This is a genomic window from Microbacterium sp. X-17, from assembly GCF_039615055.1.
Genome location: NZ_JBDHNI010000001.1, coordinates 65,897 through 88,519 on the forward strand (window position 1 = coordinate 65,897; position 22,623 = coordinate 88,519).

Genomic DNA, 22,623 nt, shown 5'->3' on the forward strand with positions numbered 1-22,623 from the left:
GGGAGTGCGCTCAGACCTTCAGGTCGCGGGGGGTGCCCGCGAAGCGCACGCCGCTCACGCGGATGCTGCCGGCGCCGGGGGTGGGGCGGACGTCGAGCGAGCCCGTCTGAGCGTCGGCGCGGAGGCCGAGGCGGGCCGAGAGGACCGCGACCGCCGCGGCGGCCGACCACGCCTGCGGGCGGCAGGCGGCCGGGTAGGGGACGGGAGCGCTGGTCTGCTCGGCGGAGTCGCCCGAGTGGAGTTCGGGCATCCGGTAGCCGAAGCCGTCCGCCGCGGCCAGCAGCCCGTCGGCGAGGAGGTCGGCCTCCGCCGTGTGGCCGTCACGCGACAGGCCCACGATCGCGATCGCGGTGTCGTGCGCCCAGACCGAGCCGCCGTGGTAGCTGAGCGGCCAGTAGCCGCCGGAGTCCGTCGACATGGTGCGCAGGCCGTAGCCGGACGACAGCTCCGGCGACGCCAGCCGTCGCGCGATCCCGGCCGACTGCTCCGGGGTGAGGATGCCGGTGCCGAGCAGGTGGCCGATGTTGCTGGTGACGGTGTCGACCGTGCGCTTGGCGGCGTCGAGCGCGACGGCGGGGTAGGCGCCGTCCGGGTCGTCGATCCAGAACGACTCGGCGAAGCGGCCCTTGAGCTGCGCGGCCCAGTCGCGCCAGTCGTCGGCGCCCTCCAGGCCGAACGCGTCGAGCAGCTCGGCGCCGCCGATCGCGGCCTCGTAGGCGTAGCCCTGGACCTCGCAGAGCGCGATCGGACCGTCCGCGAGGGTGCCGTCCTTCCACTGGATGGAATCGCCGGAGTCTTTCCAGCCCTGGTTGGCCAGGCCGTGACCGGTGGTGTCCACGTACTCCAGGAAACCGTCGCCGTCGCTGTCGCCGTAATCGCGCATCCAGGCGAGCGCCGCCTGCATCGCGGGCAGCAGCTCGCGCACCTCGGCGTCGGGCATGCCCCACTTCCACGCGTCGTGGAGGAGGCCGATCCAGAGCGCGGTCGCGTCGACCGTGCCGTAATAGAGCGGCGGCAGCACGACGCCCTCACCCGGGATGGTGAGCGCGGCCGGCCGCAGCTCGTGCATGATCTTGCCGGGCTGCTCGGCGGTCTCGGCGACGGTCTCCGTGCCCTGGAAGTGCGCGAGCACGCGGAGGGTGGAGGCGGCGAGGTCGGTGCCGAGCGGCAGCAGCAGGCGAGCGGCCCACAGCGAGTCGCGGCCGAACAGCGTGAAGAACCACGGGGCGCCGGCGGCGAGGAAGGTGTCGTCCGGGCGCGCGGTGGTGGACATCCGCAGCGACTGGAGGTCGGCGAGCGCCCGGTCGAGCCAAGAGGACAGCCGGGAGTCGCCGGTGGTCGCGCGGAAGGCGGCCCACTCGGCGGATGGTGCGGCGCCGGCGACGACCGCGGTCGGGTCGTCCACGTCGATGGTCCAGTCGAGGGCGACCTCGCCGTGAGCGGGGACCTCGACCTCCCAGGCGAGAGTGGCGGCGGTGCCGTCCACCGTCACGTGGGCGTCGGCCGCGGCCAGCCGTGCGGTCACCGGTCCGGAGCGGAAGACGACGCCCTCCTCGACGGATTCGGCCGACACCGCGTGCTCCGCACCCGTCAGCCCGGCCTTGATCGTCTGCATGGGCGTGAAGTCGCCGCGGACAGCGACCTCGACGGTCGTCGCGATCGGGGTGCGGAGGGCGTTGCGCAGCACGATCCGCTCCCGCAGGCTCCCCGCAACGACCGTGCGCGTGCGGTCCAGCCGGACGCGCGGGTCGGCCGTGGCATCGTCGATCCGGCGGGCGAGCGAGGTGAAGACGGCGCTCGCGGCGTCGGGGCCGGCCGTGGCGATGTGCTCGGGCACGTCGCCGCCGACGGTCAGGAGGATGCGGTCGAGCACCCGGAGGTCCGAGTGGAAGAACCCGTGGATCCCGCCGCCGTCGATGGCGCCGTCCGCGGCGGACCAGGCTTGGCTGGGCGCGGTGAGCACCACGACGCTGTCGTGCAGCAGGGGTTGGAGCGGCTGGGTCATCGTGGCGTTCGCGCCTCCTCGATCAGGGATGTGAGTGGGGGTTGGGATGGGGATGGAGGGGAGGTGAGTTCGGGGAGCACGCGCGGCTCGATCCGCGTCTCGGTCACGCCGCGCCGCCGATCGGAGTCCGCCGGCTGCACGTGCCAGACCGCCGCGCCCTCCCGCTCGGAGACGACATCCACGAGCGTCGTGCCCTGATAGACGAGCCCGGTTCCTTCGTCGAGCGCGTAGCCTCCGGGCAGTTCGCCGGAGGCGACCGCCGCCTGATGCGCCGGCCGGCGGCGCGGATCGGAGTCGTAGTGCACCGCGAGCGAGCCCGGCACCAGGCCGAGCCCGTCGGCCAGCGCGGAGATGTCCGGGCCGCGGGAGGCCGTCGTGCCGCCCTCGTGCCAGCACAGGCCGCCCGCCGAGCCGCACGCCAGCACGACGCCGCGCTGCCAGGCCTCGGTCAGGATCGCGTCGAGCCTGTGCGCGCGCCAGACGGCCAGCAGGTTGAGCAGGCTCCCACCGCTGACCCACACGACGTCCTGGGCGAGGAGGTGCTCGCGCAGGTCCGGGGTGTTCGGGTGCGGGAAGAAGCGCACATGGCTGGCCTCGACGCCGGCGAGGCGTGCGGCCTCCAGCTCGGCTCCTTCGACGTGCCGCTGGTCGCCGCCCGCGGTGTTGAGGTGGGCGACCCGGGGCCGGCGCCCGACGACCTGCGCCAGCTCGATCGCGTGCTGGAGGAGCGGGCCGTAGGCGGAGTCCGTCCAGTCTCCCGCGACCAGGCCTCCGCAGGTGGCCAGGATGGTCGGTGCGATGGCCGTCACTCCTTCACCGCTCCGTCGCTGGAGTTCATGATGCGGCGCTGGAAGACGAAGAACAGCACGGCGACCGGGATGGTCATGATCGCGGCGGCGGCGAGCTTGATCGGGTACTGGCTGCCCTGGCTGAGCTGTCCGCTCGCGAGCCCCGCGACGCCCTTGGTCAGCGTGGTGAGGGCCGGGTCCTGCGTCGAGACGATGAAATGCGCGAGCTCGTTCCACGACCCCTGGAAGGACAGGATGATGATGGTGATGAGCGCGGGCCGCGCCATCGGCAGCACGATCGACCAGAACACCCGGAAGGTGCCGGCGCCGTCGATGCGCGCCTGCTCCTCGACGCTCGCGGGGATCGACTCGAAGAAGCCCTTCATGATGAAGACGCCGGCGGCGTCGGTGAGCAGCGGCAGGATCATGCCGGTGTACGAGTCGTACATGCCGAGCTGGTTGATCACGAGGAACTTCGGGATGAGCAGCACGACCATCGGCACCGACATGACCGCGACCAGCGCGGCGAACACGAACCCGCGCCCGCGGAAGTGCAGCCGTGCGAGGGCGTAACCGGCGAGCGAGTCGAAGAACACGCGGCCGAGGGTCACGAACACCGTGACGATGGCCGAGTTCATGAACCAGATCGGGAAGTCCGAGTTGAGGAACAGCTTCGTGTACGCGGCCGTCGTCCACACCTGGGGGATGAGCGACACCGGGTTGGCCGTCGCGTCCGCGTCGGTCTTGAACGATGTGGCCACCTGGATGAGGAACGGCATGATGTACACGACCGCGAGCACGACCAGGATGGCGTAGCTGACGGAAGTGGCGGCGATGCTGCCGCTCGTGCGGCGGCGCCGGCGCACCGGGCGCGGAGCCGGAGCGCCCGGCGACGTTGCGGTGGCGGGGGAGACGGTGGACGTGGTGGCGGTCATGCCTGGCCTCCCTTCATGGCGGAGCCGGACGAGTTGCTCGGCGCGGTCGCCGCGATGACCATCGCGTCGTACGGCCGCATGCGTCGCTTGGACACCGCGCGCTCACGCAGCACCCAGCGCTGGAAGATCGTGAACAGCACGATGATGATGAACAGGATGAACGCGATCGCGGCGCCCTGACCCCACTCCTGATTCGTGAACGAGGTCTGGTACGAGAGGTACGCCGGGGTCAGCGTTGTCTTGCTCGGCGCGCCCTTGCTGCCGGTGTAGATCTGGTCGAAGACCTGCCAGCAGCCGATCAGGCCGAGGGTGAGGACGGTGAAGAGCGTTGGGCGGAGCTGCGGGAGCGTGATCCGCCAGAACCGTTGCCAGCCGTTGGCGCCGTCCATCATCGCGGCCTCGGTGATGTCGCCGCCGAGATTCTGCAGGGCCGCGATGAAGAGCAGCATGAACGTGCCGCTCGTGGTGAACACGGCCATGATGATGTACGCCGTCATCGCAACGGACGGCCCGCCCAGCCAGTCCCACCAGGAGACGCCGAGCAGGGTGTTCTGCGTGAGGGCGGCGGGCCCGGTGCTGACGCCGAACAGGCCGAGGAAGTTGTGGATGATGCCGCTCGGGTCGTTGAACCAGTTCGGTCCGTTGACGCCGAACCAGGAGAGCACCTTGTTCACCGCGCCCGTCGTGCTGAACAGGAACAGCCACAGCACGGTGATGGCGACCGAGCTGGTCACCGACGGGAAGTAGAAGGCGGTGCGGAAGAAGCCGCGCCCGCGGAGGACGGCCCGGTTGACGAGCACCGCGAGGAAGAGCGCGATCGCCGTCTGGATCGGGACGACCAGGACGACGTACCAGGCGTTGTTCTTCAGCGCCATGCCGAAGTCCGACTCGGCGAGCCCGCCGCCCGCCAGCAGGGTCGAGTAGTTCTTGAGACCGACGAAGTTCACGTCGGAGGCGAAGGGGCTGCCGCGCCCTCCCCAGTCGGAGAAGCTGACCCACAGCGCCATGAGCACCGGGATGACGAGGAACACGCCGAGCAGCAGGATGACCGGGGCGGTGAACAACCACCCCGAGGCGGCCTCGCCGCGCCGGATTCCGGAACGGCGAGACCGACTCGTGGCTTGCGACATGGTGTCTGCGATCCTTACTTCAGCGCTTCGAGGTTCTTCTGCGTGGCGTCGAGGATCGTCTTCGGGTCGCTCGTGGCCAGCGTCTCCAGCTTGCTGTTGAGGTCGGTCACGACGTCGGCCGCGCCCTTGGCGGTCGGCACGCCCTTGGCGTAGTCGGCGGCGTTGAGGAACGGCACCAGGTCGGGGTTGGCCGACTTCCACTCGCTCGCGGCGGACTTGATGGACGGCATCGGGCCGAAGGCCTGGGAGAAGGCGAGCTGGTCGCTCTTGCTGGTCAGCTTCTCGACGAGCTTGAGCGCGGCGGCCTGGTTGGGGCTGTCGGCGGCGATGCCCCAGCAGTTGGTGAACTGGAGGGTGCCCTGACCGGCGGGGCCGGCCGGCAGCTCGGCGACCTGGTACTTGATGTTCGGGTAGTCCGACTTCATGGCGCCGGTGATCCAGTTGCCCTCGATGGTCATCGCGGCCAGGCCCTTGCCGAACGCCTCGCCGCCCCAGCCCGCGCCGAGGGTCTTGGCGTACTTGAGGTCGCCCGCGTTCAGCATCGTCTTGACGAAGTCGAGCGCCTTGACGTTGGCGTCGCTGTTCGCGGTCGCCTTGGTGCTGTCGTCGTTCATCAGGTTGCCGCCTGCCTGGACCATGAAGGAGCCGATGCGAGCGTACTCACCCGAGATGCCGAGGCCGACGTGGCCGTTGCCGGTGAGCTTCTTGGAGACGGCCTCCAGCTGGTCCCAGGTCTTGGGGATGTCGCTGTCGGTGAGGCCGGCGGCGCTCCACATGTCCTTGTTGATGATGAGCTGAAGCGTGGAGAAGTCCTTCGGCGCGCAGTAGAACTTGCCGTTGTAGGTGAAGGACTTGACCAGGCTCGGGTAGAAGTCGCTCTTGTTGCCGAGCTGGTCGCCGTACGCGAGCAGCGAGCCGTTGGAGGCGTAGCCGGCGAGCGCGTCGGTCGAGAGGTAGAACACATCCGCCGGCTTCTTCGCCGCGAAGCCCTGCGCGAGCTGCTGGTTGAGGTCGCTCGCGGCCACGACGCTGGCCTTGGCGCCCGAGCTCTTCGACCAGTCGCCGACGGCGGACTTGACCGCGGCCGTCTCGGCGTCGCCGGACGAGCCGATCATGACCGTCAGCGCCTTGTTCGACGAGGTCAGCTTGCCGGTGTCGCTGCTGCCGCTTCCGCTGCCGCCGAAGCCGGAGCCGCAGGCGGTGAGGGCGAGTGCGGCCGCGGCGGCGACGGCGCCGCCCGCGAGCCAGCGGGATGTGATTCTTCGCATGTGTTTCTCTCCTTGGTGTGAGTGTGCCCGAACGGCCGGGCTCACGCGGTGGGGGTCGCCGAAGTCGTGGAACGTTCGCGTGGGACGCGGACCTGTGGAGGACATCGCGGAGGGAGCGCTGGGATCGCCCGCTGCTCTGCGCGCATCCGACCTCCTGTGGTCTCGTTCCGGTGGGACTCCCCTTTGAACGATCAAATTCGATGATGCTACAGTGCATTTTGAACGATCAAACGGGGACGCTGTCACCATAGTCACGGCCGTCGGCACGTGTCAAGCGGGGGCAGTGGGCCAGCGCGAACGAGCAGCGGTAAGGTCTGAGACGGCGTCTCCGACCGGGCCGGAGCACGCCGGGGAAGGAGCAGCATGGGCGCACAGCCGACCGTCAGCGACGTCGCCGACGCCGCGGGCGTCTCGCGGCAGACGGTCTCCAACGTGCTGAACACCCCGGCGATCGTCCGCCCGGAGACCCGCGAGCGCGTCGAGGAGGCCATCCGCTCGCTCGGCTACCGGCCGCACGCCTCCGCACGCCGGCTCCGCACGCAGAAGAGCTCCACCATCGGCATCCGGCTCGACCCGATGACCAGGGACGGCATCTCGGGCAGCGTGCTCGACCGCTTCTTGCACGCCCTCACCGAGCAGGCCGACCGCAAGGGCCTGCGCGTGCTGCTCTTCACCGCGGACGGCCCGGAGGACGAGATCGAGCAGTTCCGCAGGCTCTCCGACGGCGCGGACGTGGACGCCTTCGTGCTGACCTCCACCTTCCACGGCGACCCCCGCACGGAGTGGCTGATCGAGCACGGCCAGTCCTTCGTCACGTTCGGCCGCCCCTGGGGCATCGACGACATGACCGACCCGCTGCACCTGTGGGTGGACGTGGACGGCCGCTCCGGGCTGCGCGAGGCGACCGACCACTTCCTCGCGCGGGGCCTCCGCCGGATCGGCTACCTCGGCTGGCCGGCCGGCTCCGGCACCGGGGACGACCGCCGGGCGGGCTGGCTGGAGGCGATGGGGGAGGCGCACGCGGTCGACGCTGCGACACTCGCGACGCTGGAGGAGGCCTCAGAGGACGGCGTGACGTTCGGCGCGGAGGCCATGCGGACCCTTGCCGCCCGCGCCGACGTGGAGGCCGTCGTCTGCGCCTCCGACTCGCTCGCCCTCGGCGCCCTGACGGCGACCGGAGGCCGCATCCCGGTGATCGGGTACGACGACACCCCTGTCGCCGCGTCGCTCGGCTTCTCCAGCGTGCGCCAGCCGCTGGACGAGGTGGCAGCGGGCGTGCTCGAACTGCTGACCGGCGCCCACGGCGGTCGAGCGCGGTCGTCGGTCGACGACCCGCGCCACCGCCTGGTGACGCCCCAGCTCGTCGTGCGCGACGGCGGCACCCTCCTCGCCCCGCGCTGAGCGCCGCCGCCGACGAAACGCGGTCGTAACCCGCGGCGGCGACAATGGACGCATGACTCCACAAGAGCCGAACGTCTCCGCGCCACAAGCGCAGAACCCGGACTTCCCACCGCGCATCCCCGTCACCGTCTCCATCACCCGCCGTGTCGACCCCGATCGCCTCCCCGAGGTGACCCACTGGGTCCAGGCGGGGGTCAACCTCGCCAACGGCTACGAGGGTTTCCTCGGCTCCGGTTGGGTGCGCGCGAACGCCCACTCGCACGAGTGGCACATGCTGTACCGCTTCGCCGACGCCGCGTCGCTGGAGGTCTGGGAGTCCTCGGACGCCCGCGCCGAGTGGCTGTACGAGGGCCGCGAGCTGGTCGAGGTGTCCCGTGTCGAGCGCCGCACCGGCATCGAGGGCTGGTTCGACGAGCCGGAGCCCGGTGTCCCCGCCGCCCCGCCGCGCTGGAAGCAGGCCGTCACGATCTGGCTCGGCTTCTTCCCGCTCTCGCTGGCCTTCACCTACTTCACCTTCTATCTGGTGCCCGGCTGGCACCAGCTCTGGCCGCTCGCCACGGTCCTCATCACGACCCTCCTGCTCACGCCGACCATGACGTACTACCTGCTCCCGTTCGTCACGCGCCTTCTGCACCCCTGGCTCGCCCGCCCGCGCCGCTGACCGCGGCAGGGTCCGGGATGTCCCTGAGGTGACCCTGAGATTCGTCCCGGGCGCTTGCGCTCGTCCAACTCGCGATATATCGTGAATACGTCAACATCGCGATATATCGCGAGTCACCGAAGCAAGGAGCGCGAGAGCATGGCACAGGAGAAGTGGCTCATCCAGCCCGGCGAGAGCCGCACGATCGACGTGGAGCTGGTCCGCTCCCTCAAGGTCGGGCTGCTGGGCGGCCAGATCGACATCATCGGCCACGACGAGCCGGGAGCGCGGGTGGAGGTCCACTCGGTGTCCGGCCGTGACCTCAAGGTCAGCATCGACGGCGACCGCCTGGAGATCGATCACCCGCAGCTGCGCTGGGACAACTTCATCGACGTGTTCAAGTCGATGCGGTCCAGCGCCCGCGCCGATGTCAGCGTGCTGGTGCCGCGGGATGTCGCGCTCAAGTTCGGCGTGGTCTCCGCCGGCGCCCTCGTCTCCGGCCTGAAGACCGACGCGCGGCTCAGCACCGTCTCCGGGGACGTCGTCATCGACGGCCTCGAAGGCGCCCTGGAGCTCAACTCCGTCAGCGGCGAGCTCTCGGCCCGCGGGCACACCGGGCGGATCACCGCGCACACGGTGTCGGGGGACATCACCGCCACCGGCACGATCCCGCGGTTCAGTGCCGACGGCGTCTCGGCCGACATCATGGTGGACCTCTCCGGCACCCCGGACGAGGTGCAGATCAACACCGTCTCGGGCGACACGACCATCCGCATCCCGGAGGCCCTCGGCGCCCGCTACCGCGCCAACACCGTGTCCGGCCGGGTCCAGCTCGACAACGTGATGGTCGTCGGCTCCGCTGGAAAGGGGTACGCGGCGACCACCGGCAGCCTCGACGGCTACTGGGTCGACATCACCGTCAACTCGGTCTCCGGCGCCGTCTCGGTGCTCCGCAGCTCCGCGGCCCAGGAGGAGGCGTCGGCGTGACCCCCGTCTTCGCGCACGGCAGCCTCCGCCTCTACCTGCTGAGCCTCCTGGCCGAGGCGCCGCGCCACGGCTACGAGCTGATCCAGGCGCTGAGCGACCGCTTCGGCGGCACCTACGTGCCGAGCGCCGGCACCATCTACCCCCGGCTCGCGAAGCTGGAGGAGGAGGGGCTGGTCACCAAGACGACCGACGGCCGCAAGACCGTCTACGCGATCACCGACGCCGGCCGCGCCGAGCTCGCCGCCCGCGAGCCCGAGCTGGACGCGATCGAGGACGAGGTCACCGACTCCGTCCGCCGGCTCGCCGACGAGGTCCGCGCCGGCGTGAACGACGCCATGCGCACCCTGCGCGCCGAGCTGGCCTCGGCGGCGCGGGAGGCCAAGCGCGACGCGACGCGGGTCGACCCGCGGCAGCAGGCGCGCGAGGCGGGCCGCGACGCCCGCGCGGCCGCCAACGCCGCGGCGCGGGAGGCGGAGGTCGCGATCAACGAGTTCCGCCAGCAGCTCCGCACCGACCTGCGCACGCAGGCCGCCCGCGGCGCACTCCCGGAGAACGTCGTGCCCCTCCTCAAGGAGGAGCTGACCCGCGTGCGGCGCGCGATCGTCGAGGCGATCGGCCGCGGCTGAACCAGCCGGTGAGAGCGGTTTTCGGAAAGAATTCCAGAAAGTCCCAGCTCATGCTCATCTCGCTCCCAGTGAGGCCGATGACGAGCCGACTCCCGCGAGAATCCGCGGCAACGGATGCTCCGGGAGGTGCGAACCCAGTGTTCGCGGAATCGCCTTCCGGCGCTGACGCGACGCGCCGATTTGACAGCGTTTTGGCAGCGAGTATTCTCGTCCCTCGTGACAAATGAGGGGAGATCCCCGAAGCGGTGGCTGATCGGCGACCCGCTTCCGAGCGAAAAGCTCGAAGGACAGCTACTCCCGAAGCACCTCGCGCTCCCGATCTTCGCGTCAGACGCACTCTCCAGCGTCGCGTACGCTCCGCAGGAACTCCTGATGATCCTGCTGCTCGGCGGCCTGTCGTTCCTGACCTTCGCCCCCTGGGTCGCGGCGGCCGTCGTCGTCCTGATGATCACGGTGGTGCTCAGCTACCGCCAGCTCGTCAAGGCCTACCCCTCGGGAGGCGGCGACTACGAGGTGGCGCACAAGAACCTCGGCGAGAAGGCCGGACTGGTCGTGGCCTCCGCCCTCCTGGTCGACTACGTGCTGACCGTCGCCGTGTCGGTCGCCTCCGGCGTCGACAACGTGATCTCGGCGCTGCCGTTCCTCGCATCGTGGCGGGTGGAGCTCGCCGTGGTCTGCGTGATCATCCTCGTCGCGGTCAACCTCCGCGGCGTGCGGGAGTCGAGCAAGGCGTTCGCGCTCCCCACCTATATCTTCATCGGCAGCATCTTCGTCATGGTCGTCACGGCGCTGGTCCGCACCGCGTTCGGCCACGCGCCGGTCGCCGAGTCGGCCGGCTTCACCGTGCACTCCAGCAGCATCACGCAGGCCGCGATGGTGCTGCTGCTCCTGCGCGCGTTCTCCAGCGGCTGCTCCGCCCTGACCGGTGTGGAGGCCGTCGCCAACGGCGTGCCCGCCTTCCGCACCCCCAAGATCCGCAACGCGCGCACCACGCTCGCGCTGATGGGCGGCATCGCGATCGTCCTGTTCGCCGGCCTCACCGTCACGGCGCTGATCAGCGGCGTGCACTATGCGGAGAACCCGTGCGACCTCCAGGGCTGGGCGCAGTGCGCGACCTCCCCGCAGCGCTCGCTCATCGCGCAGATCGCCGCGGCGACGTTCGGCAACAACACCTTCTTCTTCTTCATCGTGCAGGCGGCGACCGCGGTCGTGCTGCTGCTCGCCGCGAACACGGCGTTCAACGGCTTCCCGCTGCTCGGCTCGGTGCTCGCCCGTGACTCCTACGCCCCGAAGGCGCTGAACACCCGGGGCGACCGCCTGGTCTACTCGAACGGCATGATCCTGCTGGCGCTCGCCGCGACGGTCCTGCTGCTCGTCTACCAGGCGAACCTGACGCAGCTGATCCAGCTCTACATCATCGGCGTGTTCGTGTCGTTCACCCTCGGCCAGTCCGGGATGGTGAAGCACTGGGTCACGATGCTGCGCGGCAGCGGCAAGGATGGCAATGCCGTGCTGAGCCAGCGCGAGCGCAGCAGCATCGTCCGCTCGCTCTGCATCAACGCCTTCGGCGCGACGCTGACCTTCGTCGTGCTCATCGTGGTCACCATCACGAAGTTCACGCACGGCGCGTACCTCGTCTTCATCTTCATGCCGATCCTCTGGTTCCTGATGCTGGGCGTGAACCGGTACTACCGGGATGTCGAGAAGGAGATCGAGGTCGACCCGGTCACGACCTTCGGCAGCGTCGGAGACCACGCCGTGGTGCTGATCGGCAAGATGCAGAAGCCGGCCCTCAAGGCGCTGGACTACGCGATCGCCGCCCGCCACGACTCGATCGAGGCCGTGCACGTCTCCATCGAGGAGGAGGCGACCGAGAAGCTGCAGCGGCAGTGGATCGAGCAGAACATCCATGTGCCGCTCACCGTCATCGACTCCCCGTACCGCGACTTCGGCGTCCCGGTGATGAAGTACCTGAAGCACCGCCGCGAGGAGCACGGCTCCGAGGTCGTGACGGTCTACCTGCCGCAGTACATCGTCGGCCACTGGTGGGAGTCGCTGCTGCACAACCACCGCGCCCGGCGGCTGAGCAAGCAGCTCATGCTGTGTCACGGCGTCACCGTGGCGCTCGTTCCGTGGCTGCTGGACTCGTCGTCGCTGATCTACGGCCGCCGGTCGCGCCCGCTGCCCGGTCAGGACCGTCGCGGCGAGCCGGTGCGCCCGGTCGCGCGGCGTCCGCTGGCGCCGGCGTCGGCGGCGCGTGCGCGCATCCACATCCACAACACGCCGATCACGCTCGCGGAGAGCGAGTTCGCGGCGCCGGGGGAGCTGGCGGTGCCGCCGGTGGCCGCCGACGAGCGGACGTCGCAGGGCACGGAAGCGCCGGTCAAGGCGAAGCGGTAGCGCCCGCTACAGCCGCAGCGCCGGTCCGTGGCCCGGCAGCACCCAGCGCGCGTCGCACAGGCTGAGCCGCCGCGCGCTCGCCTCCGCCCCGTCGGCGTCGTGATGGAAGAACGTCGGCAGCTGTTGCAGCTCCCCGGCGTCGTTGAGCAGCGCGTGCCCGGTCACGAGCGCGTCGCCCGTGATCAACACGTCGGCGTCCGGCTCGAAGAAGCAGGCATGCCCCGACGTGTGGCCGGGCGTGGGCAGCACCTCCAGCCGGTGGCCGGTCGACAGCGCGATCACGTCGGCTGTGATCGCCTGCGCGGACGGGACCCCGACGTCGCCGAGGCCGCCCGCCCGGATGGCCGCGACGGCCCAAGGGATGGTGCCGCGGCGGAGGGCGACGGGCATCAGGTCGGCGACGGTGACCTGCTCGGTGACCTCGCGGCGGACGTTCGGGAGTTCGCTGGCGGCTGCCAGGACCTCCACCCCGGAGCCCTCGCTGTACGCGCGCGCCGCGCCGAGGTGGTCGGAGTGCCCGTGCGTGACGATGATGCGCTTGAGCGCCTCCACGTCCAGCTCTGTGGCGCGGATCGACTCCTCGACCAGCGGGCGGTCGGCCGGGTAGCCGCAGTCCACCAGCTCGACGTGCCCGCGCCCGTGGAAGACGGTCCAGTTGGAGGCCGGGCCCTCGGCGAAGAGGATGCCCGGGGCGACAGTGGTCAGGGAGCGGATCGTGCGCACATCACGAATGTATCGCGCCGCACTTGACCTTGACGTAACGTCAACCTTTACCGTGGTTTCTGCACCCACGAGAGGAGACGGACATGGTGGAGGCGACCGTGGACTGGAGTATCCAGGACATCGCGCGCATCGCCGGCACGACGAGCAGGACGTTGCGTCACTACGACGAGCTCGGCCTGCTCCCGCCGAGCCGCGTCGCCGCGAACGGCTACCGCCACTACGACCGCGACTCCCTCGTGCGGCTGCAGCGCATCCTCCTGCTGCGGGACCTCGGGCTCGGCCTCCCGGCCATCGCCCGCGTGCTCGACGACAGGCGGGATGCGGTCCCCGCGCTGCGCGACCACCTGACGTGGCTGCGCAGCGAGCGGGAACGGCTGGCGCGGCAGATCGCGTCGGTCGAGTCGACGATCCACGCAGTGGAGGAAGGAGGGGAGATCGTGGCTGAGGAGATGTTCGACGGCTTCGACCACACCCAGTACAAGGAGGAGGTCGAGCAGCGCTGGGGTAAGGAGGCGTACGCGTCGTCCGACCGCTGGTGGCGCGGGATGACCGCCGAGGAGCGCGCCGGCTGGCAGCAGCGGCAGAAGGCGCTCGCCGCCGACTGGACGGCCGCCGCCGCGCGCGGGGTCGACCCGGCGTCGGAGGAGGCGCAGGCGCTCGCCCGCCGGCACGCGGACTGGCTGGCCGACATCCCGGGCACGCCCGGCTACGGCACGGGCGCCCCGCCGGCCGCGTACCTGACCGGGCTCGGCGACATGTACGTCGCCGACCCGCGCTTCGCCGCCAACTACGGCGGCGCCGAGGGCGCCACCTTCGTGCGCGACGCCCTCCGCGTCTACGCCGCGGCCCACCTCGCGTAACCCAGCAATCGTTTCCGGAGTTGTGTACGTTCGCACCCGGCGTGTTGCGTACACAACTCCGGGAGAGATTGCTTGCTACGCGCGGCGGGTGCGGGTTCGGCCGGTGAGGCGGTCGTCGAGCCAGTGGGCCTCGATGAGGCGGGAGGGGCGCCGCGGGGCCGGCGGCCCGGCCGGGGCGCGGTCGGGTTGGGGGCCGCGCACCAGCGGGGAGGCCGCGCGATCGACCGAGCGCGAGCGCGTCGCCGCATCGGATTCGAGCAGGATGCCGTCTCGCACGTCGAAACGGACGGCATCCCGCTCGTCCGCACCCTCGCCGCGGAGGCCGGGGCCCTGCTCCGCCGTGCCTTCGAGCTCGCCCTCCAGCTCGGCGTCCGCGGGCGCGGGCTCCGGCAGCCGGATGGCGAAGAACGGGAGGGTGAGGCTGCACAGCGGCCCGACGAGCAGCGCGAACGCGAGCGTCCCGACGCCGACGTTGCCGCCGAGGAACCAGCCGATGATGAGCACGGTGACCTCGATCGCGGTCCGCACGGCCCAGATCGGCCGGCCGGTGCGGGCGTGGAGGCCGGTCATCAGGCCGTCGCGCGGCCCCGGGCCCAGCTTCGGCCCGATGTAGAGGCCGGTGGCGACGGCGAGCAGCAGCAGCCCGGCCGCGAACACCAGAACCTGCGCCCACAGCACCGTCTGCTGCGGGATGATCCAGAGCCCGAGCTGTGCGCTCGGCCCGACCAGGAGGACGTTGAGCACCGTCCCGAGCCCCGGCCGCTGCCGCAGCGGGATCCAGAAGGCCAGCACGACCAGCCCGACCAGGTTGGTCACCAGCCCGAACGGGATGCCCGTCTTGTACGAGACGCCCTGCGCCAGCACGTCCCACGGCGAGACGCCGATCCCCGCGCGCACCATCAGCGCGATCGCGATGCCGTAGAGGAACAGCCCGACCAGGAGCTGGCCGAGGCGCCGGGTGAGGAGGAAACGGGGCATGGTGATAATCCAATCGCTCGATTGGCCTTACATCAAGATGCCAATCCGGATAAAGTGGCCCGCATGCCCGACGCTCAACTCTCGGCCCGCTCGCTCGAATCGCTGCTCGGCGACTGGCGCGGCGCGGCTCCCTGCTACCAGTCGCTCGCCGACCGCGTCCGCTTGCTCGTGCTGGACGGCCGCATCCCGATCGGCACCCGCCTCCCCGCCGAGCGCGACCTCGCCGGCCGGCTGGACCTGAGCCGCACCACGGTCAGCGCGGCCTACCGGCAGCTCCGGGAGGGCGGCTTCCTCGACAGCGTGCGCGGCTCCGGCAGCGTCGCGCGCCTCCCCGGCCCGGCGCTGGCCTTGCCGATGACCGGCGGCGAGGGGATGCTCGACTTCACCAAGGCTGCGCTGCCCGCCGCGGCCTCCCTCCCCGCCGCCGCGCGCGCCGCCGCCGAGGAGCTGCCGCACTTCCTCCCCGACTCCGGCTACGACCCGGTCGGCCTGCCGCACCTCCGCCAGGCCATCGCGGACCGCTACGCCGAGCGCGGCCTCCCGACCACGGCCGACCAGGTGCTCGTGACGGTCGGCGCGCAGCAGGCCATCGCGCTCATCGCCCGCACCTTCCTGTCGCGCGGCGACCGCGCGCTCGTCGAGATGCCGACCTATCCGCACGCGACGGAGGCCCTGCGACTGGCCGGCGCGCGCCTCCTCCCGATCACGGTCACGCCGCCGGACGACGCCCCGCACGCCCTCGGCCCGGACGGCCGGGAGCCCGCCGAGGACGACGGCTGGGACGCCGACGCCGCCGAGCAGGCGATCCGGCGGGCAAGCCCTGCGCTCGCATACCTGATCCCGGACTTCCACAACCCGACCGGCGCGTCCATGTCGCCGGCGACCCGGGAGCGCATCCTCGCCGCCGCGGCCGCGCACGGGACGGTCGTGGTCGGCGACGAGACGACGGCCGACCTCGACATCGACCGGCCCGGCGAGTACCTGCCGCTGCCGACCTACGCCCACCGCAACGCGGGGGACCCGCCCGTGCTGCTCATCGGCTCGGCCTCCAAGAGCCTTTGGGGTGGCCTCCGGATCGGCTGGATCCGCGCCGAGCGACCGCTGATCCAGCGGCTGATCGCGGCCAAGCCGTCCACCGACCTCGGCACGCCCATGATCGAGCAGCTCGTCGTCGCGCGGATGCTGCCGCAGACGGCCGAGATCCTCGAGGAGCGCCGCGTGCAGCTCGCCGCAGGCCGGGAGACCGTGCGCCGGTTGGCGGGCGAGGTCTTCCCCGAGTGGCGCATCCCCCGCCTGCACGGCGGCCTCGCGGCCTGGATCGGGATCGGCGCGCCGGTCAGCTCGTCGCTGGCGCTCGCCGCGCGCAACCACGGCCTCCTCATCGCCGCCGGACCGCGGTTCGGACTGGACGGGGCGTTCGAGCGGTTCCTGCGCGTGCCGATCACGTACAGCGAGGACGAGACGCGGCGGGCGTTCGCGGCGCTGGAGCGGGCGTGGGCGGTGGCGTCTGCGGAGCCTGCGCCCTACTTCGACGCGGGGGCGCTGCCTAACGTGGTCTGAGGGGAAAGCCACCGCCCAGCGTGGTTGGAGCCTGCCCGCCCGCTACTTCGACGCGGCGGCGCTCCCCAACGTGGTCTGCGCATCCACACCCGTCAGCTCCGCAGCCACCGCCCACAGCGACGCGGGGAGGTCGCGGCCACGCGCACTCCGCGGCAGCCGCGCCCGGTGCGTCGGCCCCACCAGCGCCATCCGCGACGGCCCGTAGTACGCGCCCTGCACCGCGCCGGGGTCGGCGGCGGCGAACAGCAGCGGCTCGGCCCCCTGCTCCACGCCCTGCGAGGGGAGGAGCGTTCGGCTGGACGGCTGGAGCTGCTTCCCGTCCTCGCGGGCGAGGTTGCGGCCCGCGGTCTGCAGGTTGGTGCGCGTGTAGCCGGGGTGCGCCGCCGTGCTGAGCAGGCCCCAGCCCCGCTCCTCGGAGAGCTCGGCGAGGCGCAGCGTCATCAGGAGGTCGGCCAGCTTGGACTGCGCGTAGGCGCGCGGGGCGCTGTAGCGCCGCTCGAACTGGAGGTCGCGGAAGTGGATCGACCCGAAGTCGGCCGTCCCGCTCGACATCGTCGCCACCCGCGGCTTCGGCGACTCCAGGAGGCGCGGCAGCAGCAGGTTCGTCAGCAGGAACGGCCCGAGGAAGTTGCTCTGAAACTGCAGCTCGTACCCGTCGACCGTCTCGATCCGCTTCGGCGGGATCATCACGCCGGCGTTGTTGACGAGCGTGTCGAGCTGCTCGCCGTCGGCCAGCATCCCGTCGGCGAAGGCGCGCACGCTGCCGAGGTCCGCGAGGTCGATGCGGCGCAGCCGGAGATCGGCGCCGGGCACGCGCTCCAGGAGCTCGGCGCGCGCGGCCTCGCCCTTCTCCAGGTTGCGCACGGCCATGGTCACACGGGCGCCCGCGGCGGCGAGCCGGGCGGTGGCCTCCTTGCCGGTGCCGCTGTTGGCGCCGGTGACGACGATGTGGCGTCCGGTCTGGTCGGGGACGTTGTACACGATTTCCTCCGCGGGTCGTGAAATAATGAACCGATGGTCTGTTACGGATCACAGTAATAGACCACCGGTCTGTTAGCAAGAGGGAGGGTGATGTCTCAGGCGACGTTCAGCCGGGCGCGCAGCGAGGAGCAGCGCGCGCGGCGCAGAGAGGACATCCTCACGGCGGCCGCGGCCATGCTGGCGGACACGCGTGTCGCCGACCTCAGCCTCAACGAGCTCGCCCGCCGTGTGGGGCTCGCGAAGTCGAACGTCCTCCGGTACTTCGAGTCGCGGGAGGCCGTGCTGCTGGAGCTCTACGGCCGCGAGTTCGCGGCCTGGCTCGACGCTCTGGAGGAGCGACTGGCCGCCACCGCCGACCGCGCGCCCGAGTCCCTTGCGGCCGCCGTGGCGGACACCGCAGCCGCACGTCCCGTCTTCGCGGAATTGTGCGCGTCCGCGCCCGGCATCCTGGAGCACAACATCTCCGGTCCCGTCGCGCTCGCCTACAAGCGCGCGCTGCTGGCGGACGCGGCCCGGCTCGGCGCGCTGGCGGCGCCGTGGATCGGCGACGACCCCCGCGGCACGCTCGTCTTCGTCGGTGCGGTGACCCTCGGGATCGGCGGCATCTGGTCGACGTGTCGGCTCTCGCCCGGCATGGCCGAGGCCTACGAGCTCGACCCGGAGCTCGCGCGCTTCCGGATCGACTTCCGCGAGAGCCTGGAGACTCTGCTCGTGACGCTGATCCGGGGGCTGAGGTGACGCTCCGGCGCTGACGCGTCGGACCCCGGTGCCGGGCCCAGGTCGTACCACGGCATGAGGAAATTGCACAGCCTGCAATGAGAGACTTCTCCAGCGCCTCCGTCGTCGCCACCAGTTCAATCACATCCGCCGAGGGGACCCTCCGTGCACTATCTCGCCGTTCTCAGCATGAAGAACCGCGCCCTCATCGCGCTCGTCACGATCGTCGCCGCCATCTTCGGCGGGGTCGCGCTCGGCAACCTCAAGCAGGAGCTCGCGCCGTCGATCACGTTCCCGCAGCTGGTCGTGCTGTCGAGCTACCCCGGCGCGTCGCCCGAGGTCGTCAACCATGACGTGAGCACGCCGGTGGAGGCCGCCATCCAGGGCGTGCCCGACCTCGACTCCACGTCCGCGGTCAGCAGCACCAACCAGTCGATCATCACGGCGAAGTTCACCTACGGCACCGACCTGGCGACGGCCGAGCAGAAGATCGACCAGGCCATCAACCGGATCAAGTCGACGCTGCCGTCCGGCGTGAACCCGCAGGTGCTCTCCGGCTCCATCGACGACCTCCCCGTCATCCAGCTCGCGGTCAGCAGCGACACCGACCAGCGCACCCTCGGCGACGACATCACCAAGCTCGCCCTGCCCGACATCAAGGCCGTGAGCGGCGTCAACGACGCCCAGCTCGTCGGCGAGGTCGGCCAGCGCATCACCATCACGCCGGACACCGCCAAGCTCGCAGCGGCGGGACTGAGTGCGTCGGCGATCAAGGACGCCCTGCAGCAGAACGGCGTGCTGCTGCCCGGCGGGTCGATCACCGAGAACGGCCAGACGCTCACCATCCAGTCGGGGGCGCAGCTCACGTCGGTGGCAGACATCCAGGCGCTTCCGCTCATCAAGTCGTCCACGGGCGCGGCGGCGTCGTCGGGCGCGACCGGGGCGACCGGGGCGACCGGCGGCGCCGGTGCTGCTTCGGGAGGGGCGACCGCGGGAGGCGCTGCTTCCAGCCAGGCCGCCGCCGCCGCCGCTGCGGCTGCGGCTGCGGCCGCCGCCGCGAACTCCACGCCGCACACGATCGGCGACGTCGCCACCGTCGTGCAGAACGACGACCCGGTCACCTCCCTCTCCCGCGTCAACGGCAAGCCCGCGCTCACCATCGCGGTGACCAAGCTACCGTCCGCCAACACCGTCGCGGTGTCGCACGCGGTGTCCGCGCTCATCCCGGGCCTGGAGACCAAGCTCGGCCACAACGCCACGATCACCGTCGTGTTCGACCAGGCGCCGTTCATCACGCAGTCGATCAACTCGCTCGCGGAGGAGGGCCTGCTCGGCCTCGCGATGGCGGTCATCGTCATCCTGGTGTTCCTGCTCTCGGTGCGCTCCACCCTCGTCACCGTGGTCAGCATCCCGACCAGCGTGCTCATCACCTTCATCGTGATGTGGGCGAGCGGCTACACCCTCAACATCATCACCCTCGGCGCGCTGACCATCGCGATCGGCCGGGTCGTGGACGACTCGATCGTCGTCATCGAGAACATCAAACGGCAACTCGTGCCCGGCGTAGACCGGGCCGTCACGATCATCCGCGCGGTGCGGGAGGTCGGCGGCGCGATCACGGCCTCCACGATCACGACCGTGGCGGTGTTCCTGCCGCTGGCGTTCGTCGGCGACGTCACGGGCGAGCTGTTCCGGCCGTTCGCGCTGACCGTCACCATCGCGCTGCTCTCGTCGCTGCTCGTCGCGCTGACGATCGTGCCGGTGCTCGCGTACTGGTTCCTGCGCGCGCCGAAGGCCCGCAAGCACGAGGGCGGGGAGCAGTTCGACGACGAGGCCGCCCATCTCTCGGTCGCGGAGGCCGCCGCCTCCGGGCATGACGAGCTCGAGCACCCGTCTCGCCTGCAGAAGGGCTACCTCCCGATCATCCGTTGGACGCTCAAGCACTCCGTGCTGACCGTCGTGGCCGCGGTGGTCGTGCTGGTCCTGACCTTCTTCTCGTTCCCGCTGCTCAAGACCAACTTCCTCGGCTCCAGCGGCCAGAACTCGCTGACCGTGTCGCAGACCCTCGACCCGGGCGCGAGCCTCCAGGCGAAGGACGACGCCGCGCGCAAGGTGGAGGACAAGCTCCTGCACACCGACGGCGTGAAGACCGTCCAGGTGTCGATCGGCTCCAGCGGATCGTCGCTGCGCGACGCGTTCACCGGCGGCGGCGGCGCGACCACATTCTCGGTCACGACGGACGCGAACGCCGACCAGGACAAGCTGCAGACCACGATCCAGAACGAGATGGCCTCGATCACCGGAGCGGGCGACATCACGGTGTCCGCGTCGAGCGGGTTCGGCGGCTCGACCGACATCGAGGTGGACATCACCGCGAGCTCCAACGCCGACCTCCAGAAGGCGACGGACTCGGTCGTGACCGAGCTGAAGAAGCACGACTCACTCAAGCAGGTCACCGACAACCTGAGCGCGTCGCTGCCCTACGTGTCGGTCGCCGTCGACCGGACGAAGGCGGCGGAGGCCGGCCTCAGCGAGGTCGCGGTCGGCACGTTCGTCTCGCAGGCGATGCAGCCGACCCAGATCGGCTCCGTCGCGATCGAGAACTCGACGCTCAACATCTACCTGCAGAGCGACAACCCGCCGACGACGGTCGCCGGACTGTCCGACCTGCCGATCCCGACCCCCAAGGGGGTCGTGCCGCTGAGCTCCGTGGCGACCGTCGCCGAGGCCAAGGGCCCGTCGACGGTGACCACCGAGCGCGGCCTGCGGACCTCCGCGGTCACGGCCACGCCGGCCACCGACAACCTGACCACCGCCAACGCGGACGTCAACGCCGCCCTCAAGAAGGCCGACCTCCCGGCCGGCGCCACGGCGAAGATCGGCGGCGTCTCGTCCAGCCAGTCGAGCGCGTTCGGTCAGCTCGGGCTCGCGCTGCTGGCGGCGATCCTGATCGTCTACATCGTCATGGTGGCGACGTTCCGCTCGCTGCGGCAGCCGCTGCTCCTGCTGGTCTCGGTGCCGTTCGCGGCGACCGGCGCCATCCTGCTGCAGCTCGCCTCCGGGATCCCGCTCGGCGTGGCGTCGCTCATCGGCGTGCTGATGCTGATCGGCATCGTGGTGACCAACGCGATCGTGCTCATCGACCTCGTCAACCAGTACCGCGCGCGCGGTCTGACGGTCAGCGACGCGGTCGTGCACGGTGCGTCCCGTCGTCTGCGGCCGATCCTGATGACCGCGCTCGCGACCATCGCCGCGCTGACGCCGATGGCGCTGGGCGTGACCGGGCATGGTGGTTTCATCTCCCAGCCACTCGCCATCGTGGTGATCGGCGGTCTGATCTCGTCCACGGTGCTGACGCTCGTGGTGCTGCCGACGCTCTACAACCTGGTGGAGGGGGCGCGCGAGCGTCGCATCGCCCGTCGGGCGGCGAAGGGCGGCGGCGCGGCTTCTGCCGAAGGCCCGGCCGGCGGCGCGCCGGACGGCGAGTCGCCGGAGCCGCCCGTGTTCACGACCCCCGCGGGCGGCCGACAGCTCTGACCGCGTGCGCCTTGCCTCGCACCCACCATCACCATCCCGCCGAGGGGCACGTAAACGCCCTTAAACCGCACTTTTAGGGGCGATTACGTGCCCCTCGACTCGGTGGCGAGGGTGCGCGTCCGGGATCCCAGACAGCGGAGGCGGGGCGCCGCGCGCCCGAGCGGGCGGGCGTTGCTAGCGTCGCGGTATGAGCCTCTCCGTCGATCCCCGCTGGCCGCGCGCCGGTTCCTGGCCGTCGCTCGCCGACCTCCCGGACAGGCAGGTCGATGTGGCGATGATCGGTCTCCCGACTTGGCGCACGTCGCTGTCCCCGACCGGCGCGCACGCGACGCCGGGCGCGGTGCGGGAGGCGCTGCGACGGTACTCGCTGCACGTTCCCGAGCTGGCGGTCGAGGCGCTGCGGTTCGCCGACGCCGGCGACGTGGCGGAGCCGGACGGCCCCGAGGGCGAGCGCCGGGCGATGGACGCCGTGCGGGAGGCCGTCTCGCGCTCGCGCCTGACCGTCGCGGTCGGCGGCGACAACTCCCTCACCGTCCCGGCCGCGCTCGGCGCCTGGGGCGACGACGTGCCGACGGCCGGGCTCGTGACGCTCGACGCCCACCACGACCTCCGCGACGGCATCTCCAACGGATCGCCGGTGCGCCGCCTCGTGGAGGCGGGACTCGACGGCCGCCGGATCGTGCAGATCGGCATCGCCGACTTCGCCAACTCGGCGGAGTACGCGCTGCGGGCACAGGAGTACGGGGTCACCGTCATCCCGCGCGACGACCTCCACCGCCGCCCGATCGACGAGGTGATGGCCGAGGCGTTGGAGGTCGCAGGCGCTGCCGGCGGCCCCGTCCACGTGGACCTGGACGTGGACGTGTGCGACCGCTCCGTCGCCCCCGGCTGTCCTGCCTCGGTGCCGGGCGGTCTCTCTGCGTGGGAGCTGCGGAGGTTCGCGCGGCTCGCCGGTGCGGACTCCCGGGTCCGTTCCATCGACATCGCGGAGGTCGATGCAACCGCTGACGCACCCGACCAGCGGACGGTGCGGCTCGCGGCGCTGCTGGTCCTGGAGGCGGCGGCGGGGCTGGCCTCGCGCTGAGCG

General features: G+C 71.1%; 18 protein-coding genes. 10 read left to right on the top strand and 8 right to left on the bottom strand.

The features are described from left to right. Positions 1-10: 10 nt before the first annotated feature. From ABCS02_RS00335 to ABCS02_RS00355, 5 genes are read right to left on the bottom strand one after another with little or no spacing between them, the layout of a single operon-like run. Positions 11-2,005, bottom strand: coding sequence for a glycogen debranching N-terminal domain-containing protein (locus ABCS02_RS00335; RefSeq protein ID WP_345833620.1), 1,995 nt, complete (start codon positions 2,003-2,005; stop codon positions 11-13). Then, positions 2,002-2,814 (bottom strand): peptidase E, encoded by an 813-nt coding sequence (locus ABCS02_RS00340; protein WP_345833621.1) that lies wholly within the window; start codon positions 2,812-2,814, stop codon positions 2,002-2,004. Before ABCS02_RS00340 ends, ABCS02_RS00335 begins: the two co-directional genes overlap by 4 nt. Beyond that, positions 2,811-3,728 (bottom strand): carbohydrate ABC transporter permease, encoded by a 918-nt coding sequence (locus tag ABCS02_RS00345; protein ID WP_345833622.1) that lies wholly within the window; start codon positions 3,726-3,728, stop codon positions 2,811-2,813. Before ABCS02_RS00345 ends, ABCS02_RS00340 begins: the two co-directional genes overlap by 4 nt. Continuing rightward, on the bottom strand, positions 3,725-4,858 hold the full coding sequence (locus tag ABCS02_RS00350) for a sugar ABC transporter permease (RefSeq protein WP_345833623.1): 1,134 nt from the start codon (positions 4,856-4,858) through the stop codon (positions 3,725-3,727). Before ABCS02_RS00350 ends, ABCS02_RS00345 begins: the two co-directional genes overlap by 4 nt. A 14-nt stretch (positions 4,859-4,872) precedes the next feature. After that, positions 4,873-6,126, bottom strand: a complete 1,254-nt coding sequence (locus tag ABCS02_RS00355) for an extracellular solute-binding protein (protein WP_345833624.1) — start codon at positions 6,124-6,126, stop codon at positions 4,873-4,875. Between the two features lie 363 nt (positions 6,127-6,489). On the opposite strand from ABCS02_RS00355, the gene ABCS02_RS00360 reads away from it, so the two are divergent. From ABCS02_RS00360 to ABCS02_RS00380, 5 genes are all read left to right on the top strand, one after another. Further along, entirely contained in the window at positions 6,490-7,527 is a 1,038-nt protein-coding gene (locus tag ABCS02_RS00360; protein WP_345833625.1) for a LacI family DNA-binding transcriptional regulator, read from the top strand. A gap of 52 nt (positions 7,528-7,579) precedes the next feature. Next, a complete protein-coding gene (locus ABCS02_RS00365; protein ID WP_345833626.1) occupies positions 7,580-8,188 on the top strand; it encodes an antibiotic biosynthesis monooxygenase in 609 nt (202 codons plus the stop codon). A gap of 138 nt (positions 8,189-8,326) precedes the next feature. After that, positions 8,327-9,154 carry a DUF4097 family beta strand repeat-containing protein gene (locus ABCS02_RS00370; RefSeq protein ID WP_345833627.1) on the top strand — a complete coding sequence of 276 codons (828 nt, stop codon included), beginning with the start codon at positions 8,327-8,329 and terminating at the stop codon, positions 9,152-9,154. Next, positions 9,151-9,780: a PadR family transcriptional regulator gene (locus ABCS02_RS00375; protein WP_345833628.1), complete on the top strand. Its 630-nt coding sequence runs from the start codon at positions 9,151-9,153 to the stop codon at positions 9,778-9,780. The genes ABCS02_RS00370 and ABCS02_RS00375 overlap by 4 nt, the downstream gene beginning before the upstream one ends. Before the next feature lie 249 nt (positions 9,781-10,029). Continuing rightward, a complete protein-coding gene (locus ABCS02_RS00380) occupies positions 10,030-12,180 on the top strand; it encodes an APC family permease (RefSeq protein WP_345835152.1) in 2,151 nt (716 codons plus the stop codon). Positions 12,181-12,186: 6 nt separating this feature from the next. On the opposite strand, the gene ABCS02_RS00385 is transcribed toward ABCS02_RS00380, so the two are convergent. Further along, positions 12,187-12,903, bottom strand: a complete 717-nt coding sequence (locus tag ABCS02_RS00385; protein WP_345833629.1) for an MBL fold metallo-hydrolase — start codon at positions 12,901-12,903, stop codon at positions 12,187-12,189. Between the two features lie 98 nt (positions 12,904-13,001). Between ABCS02_RS00385 and ABCS02_RS00390 the strand changes: the two genes are divergently transcribed. Beyond that, the gene (locus ABCS02_RS00390; RefSeq protein ID WP_345835153.1) at positions 13,002-13,763 is read left to right on the top strand and encodes a MerR family transcriptional regulator; all 762 of its coding nucleotides are present in this window, start codon (positions 13,002-13,004) and stop codon (positions 13,761-13,763) included. Between the two features lie 75 nt (positions 13,764-13,838). Here the strand turns inward: ABCS02_RS00390 and ABCS02_RS00395 are convergent, their stop codons facing one another. Then, complete coding sequence (locus tag ABCS02_RS00395; RefSeq protein WP_345833630.1) at positions 13,839-14,741, bottom strand: membrane protein; 903 nt, start codon at positions 14,739-14,741, stop codon at positions 13,839-13,841. Positions 14,742-14,804: 63 nt separating this feature from the next. Between ABCS02_RS00395 and ABCS02_RS00400 the strand changes: the two genes are divergently transcribed. Next, positions 14,805-16,301, top strand: coding sequence for a PLP-dependent aminotransferase family protein (locus tag ABCS02_RS00400; RefSeq protein ID WP_345833631.1), 1,497 nt, complete (start codon positions 14,805-14,807; stop codon positions 16,299-16,301). A gap of 42 nt (positions 16,302-16,343) precedes the next feature. Here the strand turns inward: ABCS02_RS00400 and ABCS02_RS00405 are convergent, their stop codons facing one another. Next, a complete protein-coding gene (locus ABCS02_RS00405) occupies positions 16,344-17,282 on the bottom strand; it encodes an SDR family oxidoreductase (protein ID WP_345833632.1) in 939 nt (312 codons plus the stop codon). A gap of 90 nt (positions 17,283-17,372) precedes the next feature. Here ABCS02_RS00405 and ABCS02_RS00410 point away from each other — a divergent pair, with 90 nt between their 5' ends. From ABCS02_RS00410 to ABCS02_RS00420, 3 genes are all read left to right on the top strand, one after another. After that, positions 17,373-18,020: a TetR family transcriptional regulator gene (locus ABCS02_RS00410; protein ID WP_345833633.1), complete on the top strand. Its 648-nt coding sequence runs from the start codon at positions 17,373-17,375 to the stop codon at positions 18,018-18,020. A 144-nt stretch (positions 18,021-18,164) separates the two neighbouring features. Continuing rightward, positions 18,165-21,536, top strand: a complete 3,372-nt coding sequence (locus tag ABCS02_RS00415; protein WP_345833634.1) for an efflux RND transporter permease subunit — start codon at positions 18,165-18,167, stop codon at positions 21,534-21,536. A gap of 187 nt (positions 21,537-21,723) precedes the next feature. Then, positions 21,724-22,620, top strand: a complete 897-nt coding sequence (locus ABCS02_RS00420; RefSeq protein ID WP_345833635.1) for an agmatinase family protein — start codon at positions 21,724-21,726, stop codon at positions 22,618-22,620. The last annotated feature ends 3 nt before the right edge of the window (positions 22,621-22,623 follow it).

Bases quoted from the DNA above. Each gene is read 5' to 3' on its own strand.
- ABCS02_RS00360 (WP_345833625.1), top strand. From the start codon at position 6,490: ATGGGCGCACAGCCGACCGTCAGCGACGTCGCCGACGCCGCGGGCGTC.
- ABCS02_RS00395 (WP_345833630.1), bottom strand. From the start codon at position 14,741: ATGCCCCGTTTCCTCCTCACCCGGCGCCTCGGCCAGCTCCTGGTCGGG.
- ABCS02_RS00355 (WP_345833624.1), bottom strand. From the start codon at position 6,126: ATGCGAAGAATCACATCCCGCTGGCTCGCGGGCGGCGCCGTCGCCGCC.
- ABCS02_RS00350 (WP_345833623.1), bottom strand. From the start codon at position 4,858: ATGTCGCAAGCCACGAGTCGGTCTCGCCGTTCCGGAATCCGGCGCGGC.
- ABCS02_RS00365 (WP_345833626.1), top strand. From the start codon at position 7,580: ATGACTCCACAAGAGCCGAACGTCTCCGCGCCACAAGCGCAGAACCCG.
- ABCS02_RS00420 (WP_345833635.1), top strand. From the start codon at position 21,724: ATGAGCCTCTCCGTCGATCCCCGCTGGCCGCGCGCCGGTTCCTGGCCG.
- ABCS02_RS00345 (WP_345833622.1), bottom strand. From the start codon at position 3,728: ATGACCGCCACCACGTCCACCGTCTCCCCCGCCACCGCAACGTCGCCG.
- ABCS02_RS00335 (WP_345833620.1), bottom strand. From the start codon at position 2,005: ATGACCCAGCCGCTCCAACCCCTGCTGCACGACAGCGTCGTGGTGCTC.
- ABCS02_RS00410 (WP_345833633.1), top strand. From the start codon at position 17,373: ATGTCTCAGGCGACGTTCAGCCGGGCGCGCAGCGAGGAGCAGCGCGCG.
- ABCS02_RS00400 (WP_345833631.1), top strand. From the start codon at position 14,805: ATGCCCGACGCTCAACTCTCGGCCCGCTCGCTCGAATCGCTGCTCGGC.
- ABCS02_RS00370 (WP_345833627.1), top strand. From the start codon at position 8,327: ATGGCACAGGAGAAGTGGCTCATCCAGCCCGGCGAGAGCCGCACGATC.